The 26,621-nt window shown below is 56.1% G+C and carries 25 protein-coding genes and 1 tRNA gene; 14 read left to right on the top strand and 12 right to left on the bottom strand.

The annotated features are described in order from the left end of the window. Positions 1-13 precede the first annotated feature (13 nt). From BMY49_RS00525 to BMY49_RS17965, 3 genes are all read left to right on the top strand, one after another. On the top strand, positions 14-1,720 hold the full coding sequence (locus BMY49_RS00525) for a potassium/proton antiporter (protein WP_089674475.1): 1,707 nt from the start codon (positions 14-16) through the stop codon (positions 1,718-1,720). A gap of 58 nt (positions 1,721-1,778) precedes the next feature. Continuing rightward, a tRNA-Ser gene (locus tag BMY49_RS00520) sits at positions 1,779-1,869 on the top strand. 200 nt (positions 1,870-2,069) lie between these two features. Then, complete coding sequence (locus tag BMY49_RS17965; RefSeq protein ID WP_255319071.1) at positions 2,070-2,201, top strand: hypothetical protein; 132 nt, start codon at positions 2,070-2,072, stop codon at positions 2,199-2,201. Between the two features lie 16 nt (positions 2,202-2,217). Here the strand turns inward: BMY49_RS17965 and BMY49_RS00515 are convergent, their stop codons facing one another. Next, on the bottom strand, positions 2,218-3,105 hold the full coding sequence (locus BMY49_RS00515; protein ID WP_044629136.1) for a LysR family transcriptional regulator: 888 nt from the start codon (positions 3,103-3,105) through the stop codon (positions 2,218-2,220). Between the two features lie 130 nt (positions 3,106-3,235). Here BMY49_RS00515 and BMY49_RS00510 point away from each other — a divergent pair, with 130 nt between their 5' ends. Together BMY49_RS00510 and BMY49_RS00505 are read left to right on the top strand one after the other, a co-directional pair. Then, positions 3,236-4,831, top strand: coding sequence for an NADH-quinone oxidoreductase subunit L (locus BMY49_RS00510; protein ID WP_232068243.1), 1,596 nt, complete (start codon positions 3,236-3,238; stop codon positions 4,829-4,831). After that, on the top strand, positions 4,828-7,191 hold the full coding sequence (locus BMY49_RS00505; protein ID WP_089674472.1) for a putative inorganic carbon transporter subunit DabA: 2,364 nt from the start codon (positions 4,828-4,830) through the stop codon (positions 7,189-7,191). Before BMY49_RS00510 ends, BMY49_RS00505 begins: the two co-directional genes overlap by 4 nt. 12 nt (positions 7,192-7,203) lie before the next feature. Here the strand turns inward: BMY49_RS00505 and BMY49_RS00500 are convergent, their stop codons facing one another. Next, on the bottom strand, positions 7,204-7,419 hold the full coding sequence (locus BMY49_RS00500; protein WP_044629133.1) for a hypothetical protein: 216 nt from the start codon (positions 7,417-7,419) through the stop codon (positions 7,204-7,206). 150 nt (positions 7,420-7,569) lie between these two features. On the opposite strand from BMY49_RS00500, the gene BMY49_RS00495 reads away from it, so the two are divergent. From BMY49_RS00495 to BMY49_RS00475, 5 genes are all read left to right on the top strand, one after another. Next, positions 7,570-8,250: a Bax inhibitor-1/YccA family protein gene (locus BMY49_RS00495; protein ID WP_062361173.1), complete on the top strand. Its 681-nt coding sequence runs from the start codon at positions 7,570-7,572 to the stop codon at positions 8,248-8,250. Positions 8,251-8,351: 101 nt separating this feature from the next. After that, complete coding sequence (gene tusD / locus BMY49_RS00490; protein WP_089674470.1) at positions 8,352-8,741, top strand: sulfurtransferase complex subunit TusD; 390 nt, start codon at positions 8,352-8,354, stop codon at positions 8,739-8,741. Between the two features lie 12 nt (positions 8,742-8,753). Next, positions 8,754-9,119, top strand: coding sequence for a sulfurtransferase complex subunit TusC (gene tusC, locus BMY49_RS00485; RefSeq protein ID WP_062361175.1), 366 nt, complete (start codon positions 8,754-8,756; stop codon positions 9,117-9,119). 12 nt (positions 9,120-9,131) lie between these two features. Next, a complete protein-coding gene (gene tusB / locus BMY49_RS00480) occupies positions 9,132-9,422 on the top strand; it encodes a sulfurtransferase complex subunit TusB (RefSeq protein WP_089674468.1) in 291 nt (96 codons plus the stop codon). 4 nt (positions 9,423-9,426) lie between these two features. Then, positions 9,427-9,777 carry a TusE/DsrC/DsvC family sulfur relay protein gene (locus BMY49_RS00475; protein WP_089674467.1) on the top strand — a complete coding sequence of 117 codons (351 nt, stop codon included), beginning with the start codon at positions 9,427-9,429 and terminating at the stop codon, positions 9,775-9,777. Positions 9,778-9,792: 15 nt separating this feature from the next. Here BMY49_RS00475 and BMY49_RS00470 read toward each other — a convergent pair whose 3' ends face one another. Next, positions 9,793-10,425, bottom strand: a complete 633-nt coding sequence (locus BMY49_RS00470; protein WP_044629172.1) for a helix-turn-helix domain-containing protein — start codon at positions 10,423-10,425, stop codon at positions 9,793-9,795. A 69-nt stretch (positions 10,426-10,494) separates the two neighbouring features. Then, complete coding sequence (locus BMY49_RS00465) at positions 10,495-11,436, bottom strand: histone deacetylase family protein (protein WP_089674465.1); 942 nt, start codon at positions 11,434-11,436, stop codon at positions 10,495-10,497. Positions 11,437-11,542: 106 nt separating this feature from the next. Here BMY49_RS00465 and BMY49_RS00460 point away from each other — a divergent pair, with 106 nt between their 5' ends. Then, positions 11,543-14,290, top strand: coding sequence for a bifunctional acetate--CoA ligase family protein/GNAT family N-acetyltransferase (locus BMY49_RS00460; RefSeq protein WP_089674463.1), 2,748 nt, complete (start codon positions 11,543-11,545; stop codon positions 14,288-14,290). A 77-nt stretch (positions 14,291-14,367) separates the two neighbouring features. Here the strand turns inward: BMY49_RS00460 and pdxH are convergent, their stop codons facing one another. Beyond that, positions 14,368-15,012 carry a pyridoxamine 5'-phosphate oxidase gene (gene pdxH / locus BMY49_RS00455; protein ID WP_044629125.1) on the bottom strand — a complete coding sequence of 215 codons (645 nt, stop codon included), beginning with the start codon at positions 15,010-15,012 and terminating at the stop codon, positions 14,368-14,370. Between the two features lie 196 nt (positions 15,013-15,208). Between pdxH and BMY49_RS00450 the strand changes: the two genes are divergently transcribed. Then, a complete protein-coding gene (locus tag BMY49_RS00450; protein ID WP_058577927.1) occupies positions 15,209-15,895 on the top strand; it encodes a cytochrome b/b6 domain-containing protein in 687 nt (228 codons plus the stop codon). 6 nt (positions 15,896-15,901) lie between these two features. On the opposite strand, the gene BMY49_RS00445 is transcribed toward BMY49_RS00450, so the two are convergent. The 3 genes from BMY49_RS00445 to BMY49_RS00435 are packed head-to-tail and all read right to left on the bottom strand — an operon-like array spanning position 15,902 to position 17,455. Next, on the bottom strand, positions 15,902-16,297 hold the full coding sequence (locus BMY49_RS00445; protein WP_058577928.1) for a DUF2069 domain-containing protein: 396 nt from the start codon (positions 16,295-16,297) through the stop codon (positions 15,902-15,904). Next, a complete protein-coding gene (gene wrbA / locus BMY49_RS00440; protein WP_058577929.1) occupies positions 16,294-16,920 on the bottom strand; it encodes an NAD(P)H:quinone oxidoreductase in 627 nt (208 codons plus the stop codon). Before wrbA ends, BMY49_RS00445 begins: the two co-directional genes overlap by 4 nt. 58 nt (positions 16,921-16,978) lie before the next feature. Further along, entirely contained in the window at positions 16,979-17,455 is a 477-nt protein-coding gene (locus tag BMY49_RS00435) for a gamma-glutamylcyclotransferase family protein (protein WP_058577930.1), read from the bottom strand. A 147-nt stretch (positions 17,456-17,602) separates the two neighbouring features. Here BMY49_RS00435 and smrA point away from each other — a divergent pair, with 147 nt between their 5' ends. Next, a complete protein-coding gene (smrA, locus tag BMY49_RS00430) occupies positions 17,603-18,193 on the top strand; it encodes a DNA endonuclease SmrA (RefSeq protein ID WP_044629121.1) in 591 nt (196 codons plus the stop codon). Positions 18,194-18,250: 57 nt separating this feature from the next. Here smrA and BMY49_RS00425 read toward each other — a convergent pair whose 3' ends face one another. The 4 genes from BMY49_RS00425 to metH form a co-directional block, all read right to left on the bottom strand. Continuing rightward, on the bottom strand, positions 18,251-18,793 hold the full coding sequence (locus tag BMY49_RS00425) for a DUF934 domain-containing protein (RefSeq protein WP_089674461.1): 543 nt from the start codon (positions 18,791-18,793) through the stop codon (positions 18,251-18,253). Further along, entirely contained in the window at positions 18,780-20,438 is a 1,659-nt protein-coding gene (locus BMY49_RS00420; RefSeq protein WP_058577932.1) for a nitrite/sulfite reductase, read from the bottom strand. Before BMY49_RS00420 ends, BMY49_RS00425 begins: the two co-directional genes overlap by 14 nt. Before the next feature lie 120 nt (positions 20,439-20,558). After that, the gene (locus tag BMY49_RS00415) at positions 20,559-21,911 is read right to left on the bottom strand and encodes an MATE family efflux transporter (RefSeq protein ID WP_062373771.1); all 1,353 of its coding nucleotides are present in this window, start codon (positions 21,909-21,911) and stop codon (positions 20,559-20,561) included. A 13-nt stretch (positions 21,912-21,924) separates the two neighbouring features. Further along, positions 21,925-25,620 carry a methionine synthase gene (gene metH / locus BMY49_RS00410; RefSeq protein ID WP_089674459.1) on the bottom strand — a complete coding sequence of 1,232 codons (3,696 nt, stop codon included), beginning with the start codon at positions 25,618-25,620 and terminating at the stop codon, positions 21,925-21,927. A 271-nt stretch (positions 25,621-25,891) separates the two neighbouring features. Here metH and nfuA point away from each other — a divergent pair, with 271 nt between their 5' ends. Continuing rightward, the gene (gene nfuA, locus BMY49_RS00405) at positions 25,892-26,497 is read left to right on the top strand and encodes a Fe-S biogenesis protein NfuA (RefSeq protein WP_054645091.1); all 606 of its coding nucleotides are present in this window, start codon (positions 25,892-25,894) and stop codon (positions 26,495-26,497) included. Positions 26,498-26,621: the final 124 nt, after the last annotated feature.

The raw sequence follows: 26,621 nt of genomic DNA, 5'->3' as shown, positions 1-26,621 counted from the left end.
GAGATGGAGAGACATGGACGCAATTTATACGTTCTTCCTAGTGGGTGGTTCCCTAATGGCGCTCAGCATCCTCGCGAGTCGTCTCTCTTCCATGGTGGGCGTACCGATACTGCTGATTTTCTTGGGCCTCGGGATGTTGGCCGGAGAGGAAGGCCTGCTAGGCGTCGAGTTCGATGACTATTCCATGGCCTTTACGATCGGCCATCTAGCGCTCGCCATGATTCTGCTCGATGGTGGGTTGCGCACGCGTCTCAAAACATTCCGAGTCGGGTTTCGTCCTGCGCTCTCTCTGGCGACGTTCGGTGTCTTCATTACCAGCGCCATCGTCGGTGTCATTGCCATGTGGGTATTTGATCTCTCCTTGGTGCAAGGGCTGCTGGTAGGTGCCATCGTCGGGTCTACCGATGCTGCGGCGGTCTTCTCCATGTTAAGCGGACGGGGAGTGAACCTTAACGAACGGGTAGGGGCGACGCTGGAAATCGAATCGGGTACCAACGACCCGATGGCGATCTTTCTAACACTGATGCTGGTAGAGCTGCTGGTCGGTGACATCGGCGCTGTCAGCGAAACGTTGCTGTTCTTCGTTTCTCAGTTTGGTATTGGGTTGGCCGTCGGCATTGGGGGCGGATGGCTTAGCGCTAAACTGCTCCGCTGGCTGGACTTGGCACCTGGCCTTTATGCCATGCTGGCGCTGGCACTTGGCTTTAGCGTGTTCGGGTTGACCAGCGTGCTGGGAGGCAGCGGCTTTTTAGCGATTTATCTAGCGGGCCTGATGATTGGTAATCAGCCAGGCCGCCACCTCAATTTCATCCTGCCCGTACACGATGGTTTGGCCTGGTTGAGCCAAATTGGCTTGTTCTTGGTGCTGGGATTGCTGGTGACGCCCAGCGAGCTTTGGGACGTGGCCCTGCCCGCTGGCTTCGTTGCGTTGGCGTTGATCTTCGTTGCTCGCCCGCTGGCCGTCTTGATTAGCATTAAACCCTTTTTCAAATTCCGTTGGCGCGAAACCCTCTTCATTGCCTGGGTCGGCCTGCGCGGAGCCGTTCCGATCGTGCTCGCCATTTTTCCAGTGATTGGCGGAGTCGAAAACGCGTCGCTCTACTTTAATGTCGCCTTTGCGGTGGTGCTGATGTCGCTGCTGATTCAAGGCGGCTCTCTCACCCTCATGGCCCGCTGGCTGAAAGTAGAAGTACCCGCGGGTACCATGCCCAACCGTCGCGGTCCATTGGGCATCCTGCCGGAAAACGATTTTGAAATGTTCGTCTACACGGTAGAAAACCAGGACCTGGACGATGTGCCTATCCGGCTGCTGCGGTTTCCCTCCGGCGCCTTGATCTCGGCGTTGTTCCGCAACCATGTCATGCTCCACCCCAAAGGCAGCACCCGACTGAAACTGGGGGATGTGGTCTGCGTGATTGGTCGCAGTGAAGACCTGGTGGCCCTGAATCGCTTGTTCAATGGCGATGCCAAGCTCAAGCAAGAGCGCGCCTTCTTTGGCACCTTTACTTTGGACGGCAACGCCCAAATGCAAGACATCGCTCAAGCCTACGGCTTGACTCTGAGCCCCGGCGAGCAGGAGATGACCCTGGCCGAGTTCGTCTCTCTGCGGGTAGGCGGCCACCCAGTGGTGGGGGACGACGTGGACTGGCACGGCATTCACTGGGTCGTCAGTGACATGGAAGGTGGTGAGATAACCCGCGTCGGCTTAAGACTCTACTAATTTATTCAAAAGGCGTTGACTTACAAGGGGAAGCTGTTATTATACGCACCCATAAGCTGGAGGGATGGCAGAGCGGTTGAATGCACCGGTCTTGAAAACCGGCATAGGTTAATAGCCTATCCAGGGTTCGAATCCCTGTCCCTCCGCCATTATTTAAAAAAACCCGTAAAGTCAATGACTTACGGGTTTTGGTTTTTTGTATTCTAACCATTTTTTTGAGAGATATTCTCAGGTAGTCATGCTGGATATATTTCCAGTTTTATGGTGAAAAGTCGGTTCCCCTCCTGACCTTCTTTCTAGCCTTTCGTATGCCAGCGGGTCGCTCTTGCTGCACAGCAAGCGGGAAGCTATGAAAGAGATGGAGCGCATAGAGCAGCGAGAGCGCGCCCTAGTGGAGCGCCTTAAAACCGCTTCGCCGTTGTCTTTTGCCGGCGCTATTGAAGCCGCCGAGCGGGGTGTGGCGGGCTTGTTGGCTAAGTAGAGCGCTTGCCTACGCGCTAATCCAACAGCGATTCGCCAGAGCGAGTGAGCAGCGCTTTTAGGCTGGGGGATTCAAACCGGCGTTGAATGGTAATGGCGTAGAATTCTTCCCATACGCCGGGCAGCGCGCCGTAATCTTTTAGCGTGCCGTTGTGCAGCTCGTCACGTACTACCACGGGGGGCATAACGGCAATGTGCTGCGTGTCCCGCGCCAGTAGGCGCATCATTGCCATGTCGTCGACTTCGGCGGCAATCTTGGGCGTTAGCCGGTAGTGGCTGCACAGCTGGTCGAAGGCGTGGCGAGTGGCGTTTTCAACCCCAGGCAGAATAAACGCGTGGCCGTTTAAGCCTTTGGGAAAAGCAGGGGGCGGCGAGAGGTGGGGTGCTGCAATTAAACTTACCGGCTGGCGCGCTAACCGCTGGGAGCGCCAGGGGTGTTCACTATCGCCACGCACGGGTTGGTTAGAGAGCACCACGTCTAGCTTGTGGGCCGAAAGCCGCCTTAGCAGGTCATCCAGACCACCGCTTTGCAGTATCAAATCTAGGTCGTCTCGGCCCAGCAGCGGCCGTACAAATCCTTCCTGAAAGTTGCGCGATAGCGTGGCCACTGCCCCGACGCGCACCACTTCGCGATGGGCGTGACCGCCTTCAGCAAACAGCGCGCTCAGCTCTTCGCCTTGGGTGAAGATGGTTTCCGCGTAATCAAACGCCAGCCTGCCTGCTTCGGAAAGGTGCAGCTGCCGCCCTTCGCGAATAAACAGCGCTTGGCCCAGGCGCTCCTCTAACTGGCGAATTTGCTGGGAAAGCGACGACTGTGACACGTGCAGCGCTTCGGCCGTGCGGGTCAGGTGGCCTGATTTCGCCACTTGCCAAAAATAGTAAAGGTGATGGTAGTTGAGCTTCATGGCAGAGGGGCCTCAGGCTGCGTGTTGGCTATTCGTTCTGTTTTAAAGAACGATTATTGAAAAATAAACTATTTTTTATATGGTGGCGAGCTGGGCATAGTTTGTGGCATACGACTGAAGGGGAAAGGCTATGCCACATTTTATCAACATAACGGTGCTATCACTGCTAGCGCTGTGGTTACTGGTCCCGGTTTCGCTGTTAGTGATGGCGGGCGTCAGCGCACGGGCCAGCACGCCCGCATCGCTGAAGCGCGCTTGGCAAATAGGCCGCTGGTTAACGGCAAGCGCGCTGGTCGCGAGCCTAGCGGTGGGCGGGCTACTGGTGCTGGATGCGCTGGGTGTACCCACTGGCCTGCCCGAAGCCGCGCAGCCACTGGGCTTGTATCCGGATGGTTTGGCCGTGTGGATGGCGCTACTCATCAGCTTGTTAGGCACGGTGCTGCTGCGTTTTGCAGAGAACTACCTAAAGGGCGACCGTGGCGAGCGTCGGTTTTTGCCCTGGTGTTTGGTGGTGCTGGCAAGCGTGATGCTGCTGGTCTTTACCCATCACCTAGTCGTGATGCTGATTGCCTGGGTGGGCGTGAGTGTGGCGCTGCACCACTTATTAACGCTCTACCCTGAGCGTGTGGAAGCCCAACGGGCGGCATGGCAAAAATTTGTGGTTAGCCGTATAGGCGATGCGGCGCTGATTGTAGCGGTAGTGCTTTTATATGCACGTTTCGGTACCTTTCAGCTACCTGAGCTGTTTGCGGCCGCTGCGGCGTCCTCTGGCGGCTGGCAGGTGGAGGCTGCCTCGGTGGCGCTGGCCATCGCGGCGCTGTGCAAATGCGCCCAGGTGCCGATGCATGGCTGGTTGATCAAAGTGATGGAAGCGCCCACGCCGGTCTCCGCGCTGCTGCATGCGGGGGTGATTAACCTGGGGGGCTTTGTGTGGCTGCGTTTGTTCCCGGTGTTTGATGGCCTAATGCTAGGCCACTACCTGCTGATTACGGTGGGCGGTTTTACCGCGCTGGTCGCGGTGATGACAATGCTGACCCAAACCTCCGTGAAGCATGCCTTGGCGTGGTCTACCTGCGCGCAAATGGGCTTTATGCTGTTTGAAATTGGTGTAGGGGCGTACACCTTGGCGCTAGCCCACCTGCTGGCGCACTCGCTTTACAAAGCCCACTCCTTCTTGGCGTCTGGCCGTACCGTGAGGGCCTCGCGCTGTGAGCGCCTGCCGCTTGCACCGCTGCGTCAGCGTCTTTCTCTTGCGCTGCCTGCGGCCGCTGTCGCGGCGATGGTACTGATGCTGTGGCCCTCGCTGGTTAGCCATAATCCGCTGCTGGGTGCACTGCTTAGCTTGGCGGTGGGCAGCACGCTGTTGGGCATGCCGGTGGGCACCGCCAAACCCAAGCGTTTAGCGCTGGTAGGAATGGCGCTTGCCCTGGTGCCGCTGTATGCCTTACTACACAGCGTGTTGGCACCTGCACTGCCCAGCGCCTACACGCCCTTAACACTCACGGCAGGACTTTTAGGAACACTGATGCTGGCAAGCCTAGTGTTGGCCGCTGTAGCCGTCACGCTGTTCCCTCAGGCTGCCTGGGTAGCCCGCTGGCGCGTTCACTTTAGCCAGGGGCTTTACCTGGCACTGCCGTTTCAGCGTGCGGTGGATGCGGTAGCCCCCATTCGTGCCTGGACGGGTCCCTCATCGCTTGCCCCTGGTTTAAAAGGAGAGTGGTCATGAGTCAGCCTATTGCCGTAGACACATCCTCACACCATTCGTCAGTGCCGTCGCCAGAGCAGTATCGCGATGCGCTAAAGCGCGCGACCGATGCCATTGCCCCGGTGTGGCCGCTGGACCAGTGGATTGCGGTCAACCCCTGGTGGGGCCTGAAGCATCAGCCCATTGAGCAGGTGAGCCAAGCGCTCAGCCGCCGGGCCGGGCAGCCGATGACCATGCCTGCCGAGTTTTATCGTAACGCTTGGGAATCGGGCCGGATTACCCCGCAAGACCTACAGCAGGCGCTGCGCCAAGGCGGCTACGCTTATACCGAGCAGAGCCTAGTGAGCTACTTGGCAACACCGCCGAAGCCGGTAACGCCGCTACGCAGCGCCTGGGATTCCCTGGCAGGGCATGACGGGTTTGAACCGCTGGCGGAGAGCTGTGCGAGCTACTTCGATCACCATCAACAGCGCTGGGCAAGCCGTGCTGTGCCTTCGCTTTATCACTTCTGGAAAACGGCGGCACAGCACGATCTGCGCTGGCCTAAAGCGCAGCGCCAGGCGCTACACACTCTGCCAGATGACCCCGCCGCAGCGGTTGCGCAAATAGCCGAGGATTGGGCGCTCACCCCAGAAGCGTTTGAGGCGCTAGCCCACACGCTGCTGCTACGGGTTAACGGTTGGGCTTCCTGGTGCCAAGGCATTGGTTGGCATACTGCCCACCAGCAGGCAGAGGCGGGCATCACCCAGCTGGCTGCCATGGTACTGGCATGGGAGTGGATAGGCGTTGTGCAGCTCACTAGCACCCAACAGAGCGAGTGGTTTGCCCAGTGGCAAACCGCCGGTGCCGCCATTACTTCTCCGCATGAGGCGCTGTGGTGCTGGCAGCACGCCTATGAGTTGGGTTATCAGCGGACGCTAGCCATAACGTTAGCCGCGCCGAGTGCCGAGTTTTCCTCCGCTCCCAAGGTACAGGCTGCGTTCTGTATCGATGTACGCTCTGAGCGGTTCCGTCGCCATTTAGAGCAGGCCACCCCTACCGTTGCCACATTAGGCGTCGCGGGGTTCTTCGCTATGCCGGTGGCCGATGCGGCTACAGGGCCTGGGCGTGCCCAGCCCCGCGTGCCGGGGTTGTTAAAACCGACTTATCGGGTGGGCTCGTTGCAGCCGCAGCAGCGGGGCGTTCAGCGCTATCAAAAAGAGAGCCAGCGCCAAAGCGTGCGCCATGCGAAGTACGCGCCGCTTTCAACCTTTACCCTGGTGGAAACAACCGGCATTGCCTGGGGCTGGAAGCTGATTAAAGACAGCCTGCGTAAACAGGCAACCGTGCCCCAGTGCGAAGCGCCCGCCGGGCTTTTCCACACCTACGACGGCGAGCCAATTGCCCGCCATGAAAAAATAGCGCTGGCGAAAAACCTGCTAACGCTGTTGGGAGCCCCCACGGCGTCGCTGCTGGTACTGGTGGGCCACGACTCCCAAAGCGAAAACAACCCACATCACGCCGGGCTTACCTGCGGTGCCTGTGGCGGGCAGGGCGGTGGCATGAATGCGCGAGTAGCCGCTGCGCTGCTGAACGACTCAGAAGTACAGCAGGCCTTGCAGCACGAGGGTATGACGTTGCCCAGCCCGTTTTATGTATTGGCCGCCACCCACTGCACGCTCACCGACCGCGTGCATATCTACCGGGATGAGCAGATGCCCGAATCGCTAGAAGACGCGCTGGCCGCATTTGAAAGCGGTGTACACGTGGCGGGTGAGGCTACTCGTCTTGAGCGGGCACCTGACCTGGGGGTGGATGACGCCGACCCTATTGAGCGACTGAAAACCTTCGCTATGCGCGGTGCCGACTGGTCGCAACCACGGCCTGAGTGGGGGCTGGTAAATAATGCCGCGCTTATTTTAGCGCCACGGGCGCGTACCCACGGGAAAGCGCTAGACGGGCGCGCGTTCTTGCACGAATACCGCCCAGAGGAAGATCCGGAAGGTAAGGTGTTAGAAGGGCTGATGATGGCACCGATGCTGGTGGCCAGCTGGATCAACCTGCAGTACTACGCGTCTACCGTGGTGCCTGGGCTGTACGGTGCGGGTAATAAGCTGCTGCACTCAGTGGTGGGTGGCCATGTGGGAGTTATTGAGGGGAATTCGCCCCAACTGCGCATTGGCCTGCCGGAGCAGTCGCTGCGCGATGGCGAGAAGCTTCATCACGAGCCGCTGCGCTTAACCGTGGTAATCGACGCGCCCAGAGAGCGCATCGAAGCGATTATTGAGCGCCAGCCGGTGGTGGCGGATTTAGTCAACCACCGCTGGCTGTGGCTTACTCGTATGGGAGAAGGTGGCCTAGAGCGCTACTCGCCAGAAGGCTGGCAGCCGGTTGCCGTTTGAGGGGCGAGCTACTCAGCGCTGAGGCACGATGAGCACGCTGCCTTTAGCGTCTTCTCCAGCGGAGACCAAATAACCTTCAAAACTCTCGCCATTCAGGCCGTAAGTGATGTCTTTGCCGCTAGGGGTATAGCCATAGACCGTTGTGGAAAGTAATAAGGTGGAAAAGGTAAGGGCAGAAAGTGTAGAAATACCCGTTACTGAGAGGGGAGTGGGGATTTTAAAGCGCATTGTAGTGTCCAAGTCGATGTGGGAGTTAAAGCATGCCGAGAGGAGATGCGTAAAAACGTGCGAATTGCGTGGAAGACAAAGACTTGCGTCTGGAACTAGGTAACGGCATGCTTGTCCGTTGATAGTATGACTACTAGGGAGCATAGATACATGGCTTTTAACGATTCGAATATGGCAAGAACGCAAACACACAGTTCGGTGAGTAGTGCGAGCGCCAATAAGGTGTTACGCAACACATACGCGCTGCTGGCAATGACGCTGCTGTTCTCTGCCGTCACCGCGGGTGCCTCAGTGGCGATGGGCATCCAGCAGATGAATATCTTTGTATTCTTCATCGGTGCTTACGGCCTGATGTTCCTGGTTCACAAAACAGCTAACTCCGCAGTTGGACTGCTGTCGACCTTTGCGTTTACTGGCTTTATGGGCTTTACCCTGGGCCCAATTATTTCTACGTACCTAACGTTGCCTAATGGCGGTGCGCTGATTATGAACGCGCTGGCTATGACCGGGCTGACGTTTATCGGCCTCTCTGCGGTTGCGTTGACCACGAAGAAAGATTTCAGCTTCCTCAGCAATTTCCTGATGGCAGGTGCCATCGTGTTGATTCTGGCGATGGTTGCAGGCATCTTCTTCAACATTCCTGCGCTGTCGCTGATGGTTTCTGCTGGCTTCGTGCTGTTTGCTTCTGCCGCGATTCTCTATCAAACCAGTGAAATCGTACACCGCGCTGGCGAGACCAACTACATTCTCGCGACCGTGACGCTGTACGTTTCTATCTACAATCTGTTCGTCAGCCTGCTGTCTATTCTGGGCATCATGAGCAACGATTGATTGGGTAGTAAGAACGCGATCACTTGATCGAAGTGATATCAATGACAGACCCTACTCAGTAGGGTCTGTTTTTTTTCGTTGAATTGGCACGAGACGATGCAATGGAGTACGGCTTATTAGTCATGGGTGCCCCCTACACAAGTGCGGCACCTCATTCGGCACTGCGCTTTGCCAAAGCGGTGATCAGCCGAGGCCATCAAGTGGCGGGCGTATTCTTCTATCAAGAAGGGATTCATAACGCCTCCAGCTTAATGACACCTCCACAGGATGAGCTCAACATGCGCGACGCTTGGATAGCGTTGCATCATGGGCATGGCGTGACGCTGGACGTGTGCATTGCGGCGGCGCTGCGCCGTGGCGTAATGAGTGAAGCTGAGGCGAAACGCCATGGGCAAGCGCACTTTAATCTGGATGCGCCATTTGAGTTAACCGGGTTAGGGCAACTGCTGACGCTTCAGCAGCGCTGTGACCGTTTAATCACATTTGCCTAGAGAGAGCGCCCAATGAGTCATGAACACGAACGGCTAGTGATTATTCGCCATGCCCCCTATAGCTCCAATGCCTTGAGAGAAGGGCTAGATGTAGCGCTGGTCGCTGCGGCTTTTGGCCAAACGGTTAGTCTATTGTTTCTTGGCCAGGGAGTGCTGGCGCTTCTCAAAGAGCAGGCAGCCGGTGCGCCAGGACAAAAGGCAACGCTACCGACCATTGATATGCTGGAGATGTATGATATCGACCAGCTGCTAGTGCCTCAAAGCGCGCTGGATGCGTTGAACTTGCAAGCAGCCCAACTAGTGGATGGGGCGACGGTGGTGGCCGACGATACGTTACCCGAATTGGTACAGCGTCACTCCTATGTCATGAATTTTTAAACGGGCAGCAACATGTTACATGTTCTGAACAAGCCCCCGCACAGTGAAGCGGCCGCGCAGATGCTCTCTACCGTTGCGGAGGGCGATGGTATTTTGCTGATTGAAGATGCCGTGCAGGCGTTACTGCATGCTGATTGGCAAGGTTGGGATGCGGCGGCTGATGTGAGCGTGTGTGTGCTAAAAGAGGATGCGGCTTCTCGCGGCTTAAGCGGAGCTGCGCTCAATAGCCAAGCAATCCTGGTGGATATGGAAGGCTTTGTCGAACTGACTGAGCAGCATACTAAGATTCTATCATGGTACTAAATCAATGAGTGATGAAATTTTATACCGTTATCTTGATGCTGATGAACAAATCAAACTCGACCCTGAGGGCTATTTAGTAGAGCAGGGGGACTGGGACGAGGGGGTTGCCGATTTGTTAGCTAAGGATGAAGCGCTAACACTTACAGAGGAGCACTGGGAGCTCATTCGCGTGGTGCGGGATTTTTATGCCCGCTATGAAATGGCACCAGCGATGCGACCGCTAGTCAAAGCCACCAAGCAAGCATTAGGCGAGGAAAAAGGGCGCTCGGTCTATTTAATGAGCCTATTTCCCGGCAGCCCGCCGAAACGTTTGGCTCGTATTGCTGGGTTGCCGAAGCCGACGAACTGCTTGTAGTAAGCAACCTTAGCGCTAAACCAAATCCCCTCGGGTACACACCGATAGCACGACAGCATCGTCTTGGCTGGTAGAGACTAGGGCGTGGCCCATGTCACTATCGAAGTAGATGCTGTCGCCTTCGGCCAGTACCAGCGGCGCATAGAACTCTGTATAGAGCATGATGTCGCCGTGCAGCACCATCAAAAACTCTTCGCCATCGTGACGCACCCACTGGTGATACTCTTCGAAACTACGCGCCCGTACGATGGTTTTGAACGGGATCATGCGCTTTTGGGCGAGCTGATGGCCTAGCAGCTCATGCTCGTAGGTGGGAGTAGGGTGCAACTGCCCTTTTCCTTTCCGCGTGAGATCGCGCCTACCCATGGTGTAGCGTTCGCGCTTTGGTGGCGTAAAGAGCTGGGGCAGGTCGATATTGAGACCACTAATCAGTTTCTGCACCACGCTAAACGTCGGCGACACCTGATCGTTCTCGATTTTGGAGAGCGTGGAGCGGGCAATGCCGGTGCGCTGGCTCACATCTTCCAGCGTCCACTGATTGGCAAGGCGAATCTGCTTGAGGCGCTCGCCCAGGCGTAACGGCTCGACAAAGGGTTTGCGCCCTGACGCGATGCGCAGCGCTGCGTGCTCTTCAGAAGTGGCGGTCATAACGGTCACGTAGAATGGAGGGCAACATGGTGGCTGCATAGTACCACAGCTCCCTAACTGCGGGTGCGGCTAGGGAACATTGGTGAAAGGCAGGCCCAAGAGCGCTTTCAGGTGTGCTTCGGCACCGCTAGCCAATGACGTGGGGTTGTAGCCACCCTCCAACACAGACACGACTCGGTTATCGGCGTAGAGCGCCGCGATTTCCATAGCCAAGTGTGTTACCCAGTAGAAATCTTCATCCTCTAGGCAGATGTCGCCCATAGGGTCATCTTTATGGGCATCAAAACCTGCCGATAGCATCACCAGGTCGGGTTTGAATGCGTGCAGCGCGGGCAGCCACTGATGCTCTATCACGCGACGGTACTCCTGACTTGCCGTGCCTACTTCTAGCGGCGTGTTCACTACGTTCTGCGATTCGCTGCGCAGGTAACGCCACGGGTAGAAGGGGTATTGAAAGCTAGTGCAAATCAGTACTTCGGGATCATTTTTAAAAATATCGATAGTGCCGTTACATTGATGCACATCAAAATCGAGAATGGCGATGCGCTTAGCACCGTATTTGGCCTTTGCGTGAGCGGCTCCCACGGCAATGTTGTTGTAAAAGCAGAAGCCCATCGCATCCGCAGCTTCTGCATGGTGCCCAGGCGGACGAACGGCGCAAAAAACGTTATCTGCTTGACGCTTGAAAACCTGATCTACACCACGAACGACTGCGCCAGCGGCCACCCGGGCGGCTTTTAGGCTATCTGGGTTCATCATGGTGTCGCTGTCCAGCGTGACAATCCCCTCTTTGGGAAGGCACTTTTCCAGCGCATTTAGGTGGCGAAGGGGGTGTACTCTTGCCAAGGCCTCATCGCAGGCTTCTTTCGCATCGGCTTGCATGGTTTGCTGCAATAGCCCAGAGAGTGATAGGCGCGCACGAATTGCCTCCAGCCGCAGTGGGCTTTCAGGGTGCTCTGGCCCCATGTGGTGCAATGCGCAGTCGGGGTGGGTAAGGTAGGCAGTGATCATGCAAGCGCTCCGATAACAATAAAGCTACCTTAATCGCCACGAGGACTTGCGCGACAGTGTCAATAAGTCGTACACAGTAGTCATTCACTCCAGGGGAGGTACATTCGTGAGCACACGTTTTTTGCATCATTTTTTCGAACCTCGTTCGGCAGCCGTGTTCGGTGCCTCTGAAAAGCCTGAGTCCTTGGGTGGTTTGGTTTTGGGCAACCTTCAAGAGGGTGGTTTTAGAGGTAAGCTCTGGGCCGTTAACCTGAGGGGCTACGAGACGGTGTTTGGCGTTGACTGTGTGCGTACGGTTGATGAGCTGCCCGAAGTGCCAGACCTTGCAGTAGTGTGTTCGCCTATTGAAGGCGTCCCCAAACTGATTAAAAAGCTCGGAAAGTTTGGCGTAAAAGCAGCTTTGGTGCTCTCTGGTGGAGTCTACCTTGACCGTGATGAGGACAATAAAGGCTCTATTCGCCAACGCATGCTGCAAGCTGCCCGGGAGTCAGGCATTCGTGTGCTTGGTCCGGAGTGTATGGGGCTGATTGTGCCCGGCAAAAAGCTCAATGCCTCCTACGCCAGCCAGCCGGTTAAAGCCGGCAGGGTCGCCTACCTAGGCCAGTCAGGGATGCTGGCCAACGCGATGATCGACTGGGCAGCGGGTCGCGATGTTGGCTTCTCCCATTTGATTACCGTAGGGGACAGCGTTGATGTCCTGCTGCCTGATTTGATCGACTATGTGAACCAGTTTTCCCCTGCTCAGGCCATCTTATTGCATCTGGAGCGGGTAACGGATGCCCAGCACTTTATGACCTCCGTACGGGATGCTTCCCGTAACCGTTTGGTGGTGGCGATCAAAAGTGGCCGCACGCCGCAGTCGGATATTTCCAGCATGCCCCCTACACCGGGAATCGCCAATCGCGACGTGGTGTTCGATGCTGCTTTCGCCCGTGCAGGCGTGGTTCGGGTAAACGATTCGGATGAAATGCTCGATGCGCTGGAGACGCTATCACGCATGAAGCCACTACACGGCGACCGTTTGGCGATTGTTTCCAACGGGCTTGGGCCTGCCATGCTGGCCATCGATAAGCTGATTAGCGCGGGTGGCAAGCTCGCTGAGTTCAGCCCAGACACCCAGGCGGCGCTGCATAAAAGCCAAGTGGATATGAGTAAGCCGGGTGAAAACCCTGTGGACTTAGGCGGTAACGCGACGCCAGAGCGCTTTGTGGAGGCGCTGCAAATCGTCACCGCTGACCCTAATGTGGATGCCGTGCTGGTAGTGCATGCCCCCACGAGGTTAGCGCCTTCCCAGGTCACCGCCCAAGCGCTGATCGATCACCGTAAAACCTTTAAGCGTAATTTACTCACTAGCTGGATGGGCTTGAAAGAAGCGCTAAATGCTCGCCATGTCTGCAACCTGGCAGGGATTCCTACCTATACCTCGCCTGAAAAGGCAGTGAAGGCGTTTATGCACATGGTGGATTACCAGCGTGTGCAGGCGCTGCTGCATGAAATTCCCCCCAGCCTGCCGTTTTCTACCAGCCCGGAAATACGTGCAGAATGCCGGGCACTGATCAAGCAAGCAAAAGAGCAGGGCAGGCAGACACTCACCCACTCTGAAACCGCACAAGTGTTGGAGGCTTACGGCATTCCTACCGCCACCAGCGCCTATGTGCACTCGCCAGAAGAGGCTTTGGTGGTCGCCGAGCGCTTTCCGGGACCCAAGGCGCTGAAAGTGGTTCATGAGGGTAACTGCCGGCCTTATCGCTATCGCAAGCACCCGCATAAAATTTCCGCTGGGCTGCTGCAAGACTTGGAAACGCCGGAGCAAGTCGCTGAGGGCGTGCGGCGGTTAGGCGATAAAGTACAAGAGAAATTTCCCGAACACGCCATTCGTGAGTACTGCTTACAGCCCATGCAGCGTGGCAAACACTCTATGCAAATTTGTGCAGGCATCACGCGAGACCCCGTGTTTGGGCCGCTGATCGTCTTCGGTATTGGCGGTTACAAGGTTAACGTACTTGCCGACCGCCAAGTGGCGCTGCCGCCGCTCAATATGAGCCTCGCCTCAGATGTAGTGGGCCGCACTCATGCGGCGTCATTGATTCGTGAGCACTCTGCCGACCCCGAGCGAGATATTCAGCACCTTTGCCAACTGCTGGTTAAGCTGTCACAAATGGCCTCTGACCTGACGGATCTGCGTGGTTTGGAGCTCAACCCGCTGCTGCTAAACCGTGACGGCATGCTGGCAGTCGATTTTGCGATGGATTTGGGGCACCCCGCACGCTTTGCGATCATGCCTTACCCGGAAGAGCTCAGGGAGTGGGTCACACTCAATAACGGCTGGCAGGTGGAGGTGCGGCCTATTCGCGCCGAGGATGCTCCGCTCATTACTACCTTCCACCGCCAGCTATCGGAAGAGAGCATTCGTTTTCGCTACTTCCACAACAAGTCGAACCTTACCCAGCGGGACCTCTCCATCCTGTCGCATATCAACTATGACCGGCAAATGGCATTTATTGCCGAGCATCAGCACGATGATGGCAGTAAGGAGATGCTGGGAGTGGTGAGGGTTTGGAATGATCCAGACAATATCCGCACTGAGTTCTCTATTATCATTCGGGATGATCTTCAGGGGCTGGGCATTGGCAGCCTGCTGATGAAGAAGATGATCGACTACTGCACCAGCATCGGCACGCTCGAAATGATCGGCAAGATCATGGTGGATAACCACCCGATGCGGGCACTGATGAAGCACCTTGGCTTCCGCTGTCGGTACAACATGGAAGAGCAGGTGATTGATGCAGTGTTACGGCTAAACGAACCCGACAGCGAGTGGCAACGGCACCGCTTGGAGAGCCAGCCGGATTAAGCCTAAGCCACACTCAAACAAATGGTCTGCTGGAATACCGGCAGGCCATTTGTTGAATGACATGTCGCGCTAGATGATTAGGGCGCTAAACGGAACCGGCTCCACTCACCGCCATCACGGCGCTCATAGCGCAGGCGGTCGTGCAAACGGCTGGGTTGCCCTTGCCAAAACTCGATCATTTCAGGATTTACTCGGTAGCCGCCCCAATGGATAGGGCGCGGAATATCCTGGCCTTCGTAAGCCTGTTCAAAGCGCTTTTGACGCTCCTCAATCCAGTTGCGATCTGGAATGACCACGCTTTGGGTTGCGATCCAAGCCCCTAACTGGCTGCCGCGCGGGCGGCTGGCAAAATACTCGTCTGACTCTTCTGCAGACACTTGCTCCACTGGGCCTTCGATGCGTACTTGGCGTGATAAGGAGGGCCACCAGAACGTCAAGGCAGCATAAGGCACGTTGTTTAACTCGCTACCTTTATAGCTATGGTAGTTGGTGAAAAACACCATGCCCTGCTCATCGAATCCCTTAAGCAGCACAACGCGTGCATGAGGACGACCCTGGCTGTCCACCGTGGCGAGGGTCATGGCATTGCCATCCTTGCCTTCGCTTTCCAGCGCTAAGCTGAACCACTCATCAAACATGACAAACGGGTTATCTGGGGTTTGCGCTTCTTCTAAACGCCCACCCTCATAGTCACGCCTGACGTCGGCAATTTTTCGTGTCATCGGTGAAGCTCCCTTGCAGTGATAAGTTGCATTATTGTCATGTTCGCTGGTCTACCGATAAAGCTCAAGTGTTGTTCGGTTTGTGGTTGCAAACGATAAGAGCAGTAGCAAAGCGTTAGCAGGCGCGCTGAATCGTTCTATGAGAAAACAGCAATAAATGAGAAACTCTACCAGTATAACGTTAGAGGATAGCTTGATGCAGAGTCGCACGACACGCATAGCCGTATGGGATAAGTTAATTCGTTTGTTTCACTGGTCCCTGTTGGCGGCGGTGGTAATTTCGTTTTACACCACCAAAACCACGGGGCAACCGTTTTTATTTCCTATCGAAGTGCATGCTCAGTCAGGCTACATCATTATTGGCCTGTTGGTATTTCGTTTTATTTGGGGGTTGGTAGGCTCGCCCTACGCTCGGTTTAGCACTTTTTTATACGGCCCGAAGAAGACGGCCGGGTACGCCAAAGCGCTGATGACACGGCGTGCATCGCACTATGCAAGCCATAACCCGGTAGGCGGGTGGATGGTGGTGCTACTACTAGTGTCACTGGGTTTTCAAGCGCTCAGCGGACTATTTCTGAGCGACGATATTTTCTTTCAGGCGCCGCTTTATGGGCTTTTGGGCCCTGCAGTAGGTGATGTGCTAGCCCGGCTGCATTCGTTGAATAGCGACCTGTTGCTGATATTGATTGGTTTACATCTGGTGGGTTTGGTTTGGCATACACTGCAGGGCGAGCGCTTAGTGCCCGCTATGCTGACGGGTGTGAAGCGTTTTTCAAACGTGCCAGCCGATGAAAAGCCTGCCGCTTACCGTGCACAAAAGCGCTATGCGATTGGCGCGTTGCTGGTAGCAGCAGGCGTGAGTGGCTGGCTCTGGTTTTATTAGCAGTGGCTAGCCGTTAAGGCGCTGCTGGCGGCTGCGAAAGCGCGCATAGCCCATGCAGCCCGTAAACAGCGCCAGGGCTACTAAGGCCTCCAGCACGCCGCGCATGCCTTGCCCCGGCAGCGTGGCTAACATAACGCCTTGGGTAAAGTAGAGTAGGCTAACGAACGCAAGCCAGGCGTGCCCACGAGCCCGCTGGCCAATAATAGACGGCAAGAACAGTACCAGTGGAAGCACAAACGCCACGACTGGCCGCCAGTTAAACGTATCGCCCTGTACAAAGAAGCCTCGATAAATCACTAGCACTAGTAGCAGCACAAAGCTGATGATTACTAACTGTCGTGCTTGTCGGGTTAATTTATCGAGCCCGTGTTTCTCCTCAAGCCCCTCTAACCACTGCCTCATGGTGCTTCCTCCAGGCGCATCTTGTGCATTGCCAGCGCTAGTTTCGCGAGCCGTTTACCTTGTGCCTTGCACAGAACCCGTTCGCGCTCGTCTACCGGGCGATCACTGCGCGCCCCTGCCACATGGCTAGCCCCGTAAGGCGTGCCGCCGTGCTGAGTGTTCAGCAGCTCGGTTTCACTGTAGGGAATGCCCGCATACACCATGCCGTGATGGAGTAGCGGTACCAGCATCGTCAATAGCGTGCTTTCTTGGCCGCCATGCAAGCTGGACGTGGAGGTGAAGGCGCTGGCGGGTTTATCAATTAACGCACCGTTCATCCAGAGGCTACTGGTGGTGTCGAGAAAATACTTTAACGGTGCTGCCATATTGCCAAACCGCGTCGGACTACCTAACGCTAGCGCGCTGCAGTGGCGCAAGTCATCCAGGTCTGCATAAACAGCCCCTTCCTCTGGGATCTCTGGATCCACCGCTTCACAGGTTGGCGACACTGCTGGCACGGTGCGCAAGCGTGCCTCAATACCAGGGATGCTTTCAACGCCCGCAGCTAGTTGGCGTGCCATGTCTGCAGTGGCTCCTGAACGGGAGTAATACAGAATTAATACGTACGGCGTGGCTTCACTCATGGCGTGTCCTAAACAGTAGGGGTGGCGACCGTCGGTGGGACTCTACGGCCACAAAAAACTAGTCGTATGTTACCAGAGCTATCCGGTGGGCAGGAGGGTGGATGTCGAGCTCACTTACCATGGGGAGTCGCACGTATACCCAGGCAGTACTACCATCCGCGAGTGTCTGTTCAACGCGTTCATAGCGAATGCCCAGCCGCTCGTAGCGGTCCAGCCGCTGCAAGGCCTCGGGTGAAACGGTCAGCAGTAGGCCATCGACATGACTGTCTGCGTTGCGGGAAAGATCCAGCCCTTGGCGTTCAAATCCGTCTAGGCGGGCAGGCTTAGGCGAGCCTGAGGTGCCCATCACCACCCATCGAATGGGCAAGTAACGTAGCGTGCCATAAACAAAGACTTGTTGCGTGCGCTGTTCGATGTCCGGCAGCTCTTCCGGGCGTTCGTAGAACCATGGGCTAAGCATGGTCAACCATAGCCAAGTGGCCACTCCCATTAGGCAGAGTAGCGAGACTACCACTAACCGCTTTAACCAAATCATGCTGATGTCCTAGGCAACGAATGGCTATCTAGGGTGAAGAACTGACCGCCGTAAGACAAGTCTTAAGCAGTGTCGGTGATTTTGCTACGATAAGCATCGTCGCTTAGGCATCAGACTAAGCATCGGACCCTATCGGAGGAGCCTGTTATGAGCCAGTCACTTCGTGATGAGATGGATTTCCGCGCACTCGTTGGCGATGTGAAGCCACTTCCCCAGCGTAACCGTGCAGACACAGGCCCCCAACGTCAACGGCCCTCAGAAGCCCAGCTGGCCAGACGTGAAAGCGCTGCAGAGCGCTTAGATGAGCGTAATTTTTTATCCGACGACTTTGTTGATCTGCTGCCCCCGTTTGATCCTATTGAGTTTCGCCGAGAGGGCATTCAACAAGGGGTCGTCGATAAATTAAAGCACGGTGGCTACAGTGTGCAGGCGCAACTGCACATGCTACGGCGCCCGCTGGCAGAGTGCCGGCGAATGCTGTTTCCCTTCATCCAAGAGGCCTATGCGCACGACCTGCGCTCGGTATTAATCGTTCACGGCCGTGGGCGGGAGCTGGATAGCCCGGCCAACGTACTACGCTCTTATATTGCCAAGTGGCTCACTCAGTTTGATGAGGTGCAAGCCTATGTATCGGCTCAGCCCTCGGAAGGGGGATTAGGCGCAACCTGGGTGATGCTGCGTAAAAGTGATCGCGCCAAAGCCAATAATCGCGAGCGCCAGCAGAAACGGCGTGGTTAAACCAAAAACACCGACAAGGGCTGGCCCCTGTCGGCGTTTGTAGTGCAGTAGAGCGGTTTAATGGCTAGCCGTTAAACGCTTTTCAAATAGCGCTTGGCGCTCTTCAACGTCGGTTTGGTAACGTACGCTAAAGGCGTTCAGAGCGCGAAGGGCATCCTCTGGATGCTGGTCATCACGCAGTGCCATGGCGGAGAAACCACAGCGGCGCATGTAATCCAACTGATCCACTAGCACATCGCCAACCGCACGAATTTCGCCTGTATAGCCATAACGCTCGCGCAGCAGGCGAGCGATGGTGTAGCCGCGACCATCGGTGAATGCCGGAAAGTCTACAGCAATGGCAGAAGCGCCTTTCAACGTGCTGCCAAGCTCGGTAGTGAGTTCAGTGTCACTCGTGAGCAGAGGGGCGAGTTCGTTATCGTCCTGGTTCGCCTGCCATAGCGCCAGTGGAACAAACGCAGGGCGCTGCTCGGGTAGCGCCTCGGCATCGTATGAGACACACCAGGCGTTTTCAGCGGCCAGCTTACCGTTTTCAATTAAATGATCTACATGAACCGGGGTTTGTTCAACCACTTCGGTTTGGGTGTCATTGCTGGGCATAAACACGCTCCTTAAAGGGTTTTAGGCCAATGCGGCGATAAGTATCCAAGAAACGCTCATCTTCGTGACGCTCGGCCACGTAGACTTCCAGCACTTTCTCAACCACGCCCGGCACGTCTTCACGGAAGAAAGAGGGGCCCAAGATTTTACCCAGCGAGGCATCATCGGTGGAGTTACCGCCAATCGAGATTTGGTAGTACTCTTCGCCTTTCTTATCGACCCCCAAAATACCAATGTGGCCGACGTGGTGGTGACCACAGGCGTTCATGCAACCTGAAATGTTCAGGTCCAGCGGGCCAAGGTCATAGAGGAAATCTAAGTCTTCAAACCGCTCTTGAAGCGCCTGGGCAATTGGAATAGAGACCGCATTGGCAAGGGCGCAGTAGTCGCCACCGGGGCAGCAGATGATGTCGTTCAGCGTGCCAACAGTGGGGTTGGCCATGCCGAGCGCATCCAGCTCTTTCCACAGCGCTTCTAGCTCGTCAACCGGCACATCTGATAGCACCAAGTTCTGCTCGTGAGTAACACGCACTTCACCAAAGCTGTAGCGGTCAGCCAAATCAGCAACGGCTTCCATCTGGTCAGCGGTGACATCCCCCGGTGCGTGCTCACGGCGCTTCAGCGACAGCGTGACGGCTTTGTAGCCCGGCACTTTGTGGTCGGTCACGTTATTGGTCACAAAGCGCGCAAAGCTGCGGTTTTCACTGCGTAGCTTGTCGAAAGCTTCCGTGGCGCTCGCTGCTACCGGGCGACGGTCGGGTTCAGGGAAGTGTACCTTGGCTGCCTCGACCGCTGCTTGGTTAAGGGTCTGCGGGCCATCTTTCAGGTAGGCCCACTCTTCATCAACCCGGCGGCGGAATTCTTCAATGCCTAGCGCTTTCACCAATATCTTAATGCGCGCCTTGAACTTGTTGTCCCGGCGGCCGAACTGGTTGTAAACCCGTACGCAGGCTTCAAGATACGTCAGCAGGTGCTGCCAGGGCAGGTCTTCGCGCACCACATCGCCAATCATGGGCGTGCGGCCCAGACCACCACCGGCCAGCACTTTAATGCGCAGCTCGCCGTCATCGTTGCGCCACAGGCGCAGGCCAATATCGTGCACTTGAATAGCCGCGCGATCTTGGGCAGCACCGCTCACGGCAATTTTGAATTTGCGTGGCAGATAGGCGAATTCCGGATGCAGGGTAGACCACTGACGAATAAGCTCGCACCAGGGGCGTGGGTCTTCCACTTCATCGTTGGCAATACCAGCAAACTGGTCGCTAGTGGTGTTACGAATGCAGTTGCCGCTGGTTTGAATAGCGTGCATCTGTACTTTGGCCAGCTCAGCTAAGATATCTGGCACGTCTTCCAGCGCAGGCCAGTTGAGCTGCAGGTTTTGGCGCGTCGTAAAATGACCGTAGCCGCGGTCGTAGCGGCGGGTGATATCGGCCAGTGCACGCAGTTGGGCGCCTGCTAGCATCCCGTATGGGATGGCAATGCGCAGCATCGGCGCGTGCTTTTGAATATACAGGCCGTTTTGCAGCCGTAGCGGGCGAAACTCTTCTTCTCCCAAACGTCCAGCTTGGTAGCGTTCCATCTGATCGCGGAACTGAGCTACGCGCTCGTCAACCAGCGTTTGGTCGTGAATATCATAACGGTACATGGGGCACGATCCTGCTAAAAGCGAAATGGTCACGTCGAGACGGACGGTAATGTACCGTCACCTTAACGCGGGCGTCATATTCTACAAAAGAATATATAATTATCTTTTTATCGTTAAATGCTATTTAGAAGCGTCAATTTTAAAGCCGTGGGCTAGCCAGCGGCGTCGCTGCCATACCCACAAAAAGCTGCTGGAGTTGAGTAGCCGGTAAAAGAGCTGCGACAACCATACACCGACAAGGCCATAGCCAAGCCAAATGCCCACCCACCAGGCCAGCGGCAAAAAGAGTAGCCACTGCATGCCCAGCGTCAGCAGCATGACGGTACGCTGCGCACCTGCGCCCATCAATGCCTGCGCCAGCACCAGCGCGGCAGCATCAAGCACAATCATCAAGCCGGTGATTTGCAGCGGCAGTCTCCCCAACTGCACCAGCGACTCATCGGTAAAGAAGATGCTTAAAATGGGCTCGGGCATAACAAGCATGGGTAACGCTAAAACAGTCAGCAGCATACCGGCAACACTTAACGCGTCAATGCCCCAGCGGTGGGCGGCCTGTTGATCGTCGCGGCCTAGGGCCTCGCCTACAAGGCTCATGGCGGCCACGCCAACGCCGACTCCCGGCAAAATCAGTAAGAGAGATAAATTCACCAGCACATGGCCCACGGCCACGCTGGATGTACCTAACTGGCCCAGCAGCCAAAACAGCACCACGTAGCCTGCGGCAAACCATAGCTGCTGTAGCGAGTGGGGAAGCGCGAGCTTCAGAGCAACCTTCACGCCATGCCATGGAGGCAAGAGGCGAGTTAGCGGAGGGCATTGTCGCCACGTAATGACAGCCCAGATGAATAACCCGAGCAGAAGCGACAGAGTGGTGCCGATAGCGGCGCCGTTCACGCCTAATGCTGGTAACCATCCAACACCGTAAATCAGCGCCGCGCTGAGGGCGACGTTCACAACATGCACGAACACGATAATACGCAGATAAAGGTGCGTCTGCTGCAATCCATTCCAGTAGCCGCGCAGGCAAAGAGTCAGCGCAATCACCGTGAGCGCTACAACGCGCCAGCGGAAGTACTCAAGGGCAATCTGCGTTACCTCCTTCGAGGGCGCGATCAGTTGGATGAGGGCTGGTGCTTGCCACCAAGCAAGGCATGAGAGCGGCAGGCCAATGGCTAAGCTAATCATTAATCCAGCTCGAAGCGGCTGGGTAGTGAATGGCTGGTCAGTGCAAGCTTTTTCAACACCTGAAGCATGGGCGGTTTGCGACTGCACGCTGGAGGAGAGCCCAAAGACCAGTGCCGTCATCATAAACATGGCATAACCGCCGATGCCTACGCCCGCCAGAGCCTCTTGGCCTAGATGGCCGATCAGCGCAGCATCAATCAGGTTGAGCACGCTCTGGGAGAGCATGCCCAACATAATAGGGAAGGCCAAACGCATGACCTTTCCCTGGCGATGAACCACTGGCGACATTCGTTAGAACGGTTTAGCTGGGGTCGTAAGAGAGTACCGGCGACAGCCAGCGTTCCATCTCTTCCAGCGGCATCTGCTTACGCTCGGCAAGCACTTCAACTTGGTCGCGGGTGATTTTGCCGGTAGAGAAGTACTTGGATTGCGGATGCGAAAAGTACCAGCCCGACACGGCCGCTGCCGGCCACATGGCGAAGTTTTCAGTCAGCGTAAGACCTGTATTTTCCGAAGCGTTAAGCAGGCGGAATAGCGTTGCCTTTTCGGTATGGTCAGGGCAGGCCGGGTAGCCAGGCGCTGGCCGAATGCCTTGGTACTTCTCCGCAATCAGCGCGTCGTTATCCAGCGTTTCTTCGGGCGCATAGCCCCAGAACTCTTTACGCACCCGCTCGTGCATCCGCTCGGCAAAGGCTTCTGCCAAGCGGTCGGTAAGCGCCTGCACCATAATGGCGTTGTAGTCATCGCCGGCCGCTTCATAGGCTTTGGATAGCTCATCGACACCGTGGCCAGTGGTGACCGCGAAGCCGCCAATCCAGTCCGCTTTACCGCTCTCTTTAGGAGCAATAAAGTCGGCTAGGCTGTAGCAGATGCCATCTCGACCTTTAGTGGTTTGCTGGCGAATATGGTGTAAGCGCTCGACTACCTCGGTGCGGCTTTCGTCAGCGTAAACTTCGATGACATCGTCATCCACGCTGTTAGCGGGCCATAAACCAATCACGCCGCGCGCTTGCACGCGCTTTTCGTCAATCAGTTTGCGTAGCATCACTTGGGCGTCGGCAAATAGGTTCTGTGCGGCTTCACCTACTACTTCGTCATTGAGGATTTTTGGATACTTCCCGGTGAGCTGCCAGCTCATAAAGAAAGGCGTCCAGTCAATGCGTTCTACCAGCTCTTCAAGGTCATAATCGTCAAACGTCATCAGGCCAAGTGTGTTCGGCTTCGTCGGCGTGTGGCTATTCCAGTCGGTGCGAAAGCGCCGTTTACGTGCCTGGGTGTAATCCAGGTCGGCGGCTTTCGGGCGGCGCTTGGCATTACGCTCGCGTACTTTTTCGTACTCTTCGCGAATCTCGGCCACGTAAGCAGATTTCAAATTGGGGGCCAGCAACTTACCGGCCACGCCTACCGCACGGGAAGCATCCGTCACGTAAATAACGGGGTGCTCGTACTGCGGTTCGATTTTAACTGCCGTGTGCGCTTTTGAGGTGGTGGCACCGCCAATCAGCAGCGGCAGGTTCATACCGCGGCGCTGCATCTCTTTGGCCACGTGCACCATCTCATCCAGCGACGGGGTGATCAGCCCGGAAAGGCCGATGATGTCGGCTTTGTGTTCAATGGCTGCCTGGAGGATTTTTTCGGTGGGCACCATCACGCCAAGGTCAATCACTTCGTAGTTATTACACTGCAGCACGACACCGACGATATTTTTACCGATGTCGTGTACATCACCCTTGACGGTAGCCATGACAATTTTGCCTTTGGCCTGGGTGTCTTCGCTCTTTTCCGCTTCGATATAGGGAATCAGGTAGGCCACGGCCTGTTTCATAACGCGAGCCGACTTGACCACCTGGGGCAGAAACATTTTGCCAGCGCCAAACAGGTCGCCCACCACGTTCATGCCGTCCATCAGCGGGCCTTCGATCACCTCGATGGGGCGGGCTGCCTGGGCACGTGCTTCTTCCGTATCCTCTTCGATGTAGGCGGTGATGCCTTTGACCAGTGCGTGCTCAATCCGCTTGTTAACCGGCCAGTTGCGCCACTCCAGATCCTCCTTCTTGGCGGCACCGCTGCCATCGCCTTTATACTTGTCGGCAATATCGAGAAGGCGTTCGGTGCCATCGCTGCGGCGGTTGAGCACGACGTCTTCTACCGCTTCACGCAGCTCGGCGGGCAGGTCGTCGTAGACCGCGAGCTGGCCCGCATTGACGATACCCATGGTGAGTCCGGCACGAATGGCGTGGTAGAGGAACACCGAATGGATCGCTTCGCGAACAGGGTTGTTACCCCGGAACGAGAACGACACGTTGGAAACACCGCCGGAAATCATGGCATGGGGCAGGTGCTCACGAATCCACTGGGTGGCTTCGATAAAATCGACGGCGTAGTTGTTGTGCTCTTCGATACCCGTGGCGATGGCGAAAATATTCGGGTCGAAGATGATGTCTTCCGGCGGGAAGCCAATTTCGTCCACTAACAGCCGGTAAGCGCGCTCGCAGATTTCAGTTTTGCGGGCAAAGGTATCGGCCTGGCCCTCTTCGTCAAAGGCCATAACAACAATGGCGGCACCGAAGCGGCGACATTTCGTGGCCTGTTCGCGGAAGGCGGCTTCACCCTCTTTCAGAGAGATAGAGTTAACAACGGCCTTGCCCTGAACACACTTTAATCCTGCTTCAATGATGTCCCACTTCGAGGAGTCGATCATGATCGGCACTCGGGCAATGTCCGGCTCGCCCGCAATCAAGTTCAGGAAGCGTACCATGGCTTCCTTCGACTCCAACATGCCCTCATCCATGTTGATGTCGATAATTTGCGCGCCGTTCTCAACCTGCTCTAGGGCCACTTCCAGCGCCGTGGTGAAATCTTCTTCAACGATCAAGCGCTTAAAACGTGCCGACCCAGTCACGTTGGTACGTTCACCAACGTTAACAAACAGGGAGTCGGCTTCGATATTAAACGGCTCAAGACCTGACAGGCGGCACGCTTTGCTGCGCTCGGGTATTTTGCGGGGCGCCATAGAGCGCACGGCATCGGCAATGGCACGGATATGTTCAGGCGTTGACCCGCAGCAGCCACCAATAATGTTGACTAAACCACTCTGGGCAAACTCGCTGACGATGGCGGCCATCTCTTCAGGCGTTTGGTCGTACTCACCAAACTCATTAGGCAAGCCCGCATTGGGGTGAGCAGACACAAACGTATCGGCTTTGGTGGAGAGCTCTTCTAAATAGGGGCGGAGTTCTTCAGCACCCAGCGCGCAGTTCAAGCCCACGGAGAGCGGGTTGGCATGACGCACGGAGTTCCAGAAGGCTTCTGTGGTTTGCCCGGAAAGCGTGCGCCCGGAGGCATCGGTAATCGTGCCGGAGATCATCACCGGCAGGCGGCGGCCAAGATCCTCAAACAGCTCTTCAAGCGCATAGATAGCGGCTTTAGCGTTAAGCGTATCAAAGATCGTTTCGATCATGATCAGGTCAGCGCCGCCTTCGATCAGGGCACTGGCCGCTTCGTAGTAGTTTTCGCGCAGCGCATCAAACGTCACGTTACGTTTTGCAGGGTCGTTAACGTCTGGAGAGAGTGATGCCGTGCGTGACGTTGGGCCTAGCACCCCGGCCACGTAACGTGGGATATCGGTCTCGGCGGCAACCGCATCGCACACTTCGCGTGCCAAGCGTGCCGATTCACGGTTAAGCTCGGGCACCAAGTCTTCCATGCCATAGTCGGCCTGGGATAACCGGGTGCTGTTAAACGTGTTGGTTTCCAGGATATCCGCGCCAGCTTCCAAATAATCGCGGTGAATACGAGCGACGACATCCGGGCAGGTCAGCGCTAGTAGGTCATTATTACCTTTTAAATCCGACGGCCAATCGCGGAAGCGTTCACCGCGGAAATCATCCTCGCTGAGCTGGGCATTCTGCAGCATGGTGCCCATGCCGCCATCCAGAATCAGGATGCGTTGGGCAAGGCGTTGGGTGAGGGAAGCAGTCAAATCACTAGCAGCCATGGCAGGGGGAAATCTCCAGCGTCTCAGTCAGAAAGGATATTTTTATCGTCGTCGTCATTAGTTGAGCGGCGGCTATCATACCAAAGGGCGCCCCATAGGGCAGCAAGCGTGGCCGTGAAGTTATTGCAGCATCCTTATTAGCCGCACTCATAGGCGAGAGCAATAGCCGACTAAAACACTCGGGATTGTGTCGGCACGCGGTTTTGCTTACCATAGGCATAAATGACATGTGAAGTGGCACTGCCACTACCACGGGAGGATAACATCCCTTATGACCACGACTATCGAAGCGCCCGGCATTAACATTACCGACAGCGCACAAGACTACTTAGCGGAACTGCTGGAAAAGCAGAACGTTGAAGGCATCGCTGTCCGTATCTTCATTACTCAGCCCGGTACGCCCTATGCAGAAACCTGCTTAGCCTATTGCCGTCCTGGGGAAGAAGAGCCCACCGACGTTAAGCTTGAGCTTGAGAAAATTGGTGTATTTCTCGACAAAAACAGCTTGGCGTTTTTAGAGGAAGCGGTTGTCGACTTTAATGCCGACCGTATGGGTGGACAGCTGACGATTAAAGCACCCAACGCTAAAATGCCCAAGGTGAATGCAGACAGCCCGCTGGAAGACCGTATCAACTATACGCTCTACAGTGAAATCAATCCTGGGCTGGCGGCTCACGGTGGCGAGATTAAGCTCGTCGAGCTGACAGAAGACCGCGTGGCGATTCTAGCGTTCGGCGGCGGTTGTCAGGGGTGCGCAGCGGTGGATCTCACGCTTAAAGATGGCGTAGAGAAGACGCTAATGGACCGCATCCCCGAACTGGCAGGCATCCGTGACGTGACTGACCATACCGACACGACAAACGCTTATTACCGCTAAAGCATCATTCAGATACTTTAAGCTAGCGTCGCAAAAGCCCTGCAGATAACTCTGCTGGGCTTTTTTGTGTTGCGCTTTTATATGCAAAAACGATCGACGATAGAAGCCGCTTCTGGCAGTCAAC

The sequence above is a fragment of the Vreelandella aquamarina genome (assembly GCF_900110265.1).
Taxonomy (GTDB): Bacteria; Pseudomonadota; Gammaproteobacteria; order Pseudomonadales; family Halomonadaceae; genus Vreelandella; species Vreelandella aquamarina.
This window is presented reverse-complemented; position numbering and strand designations above follow the sequence as displayed.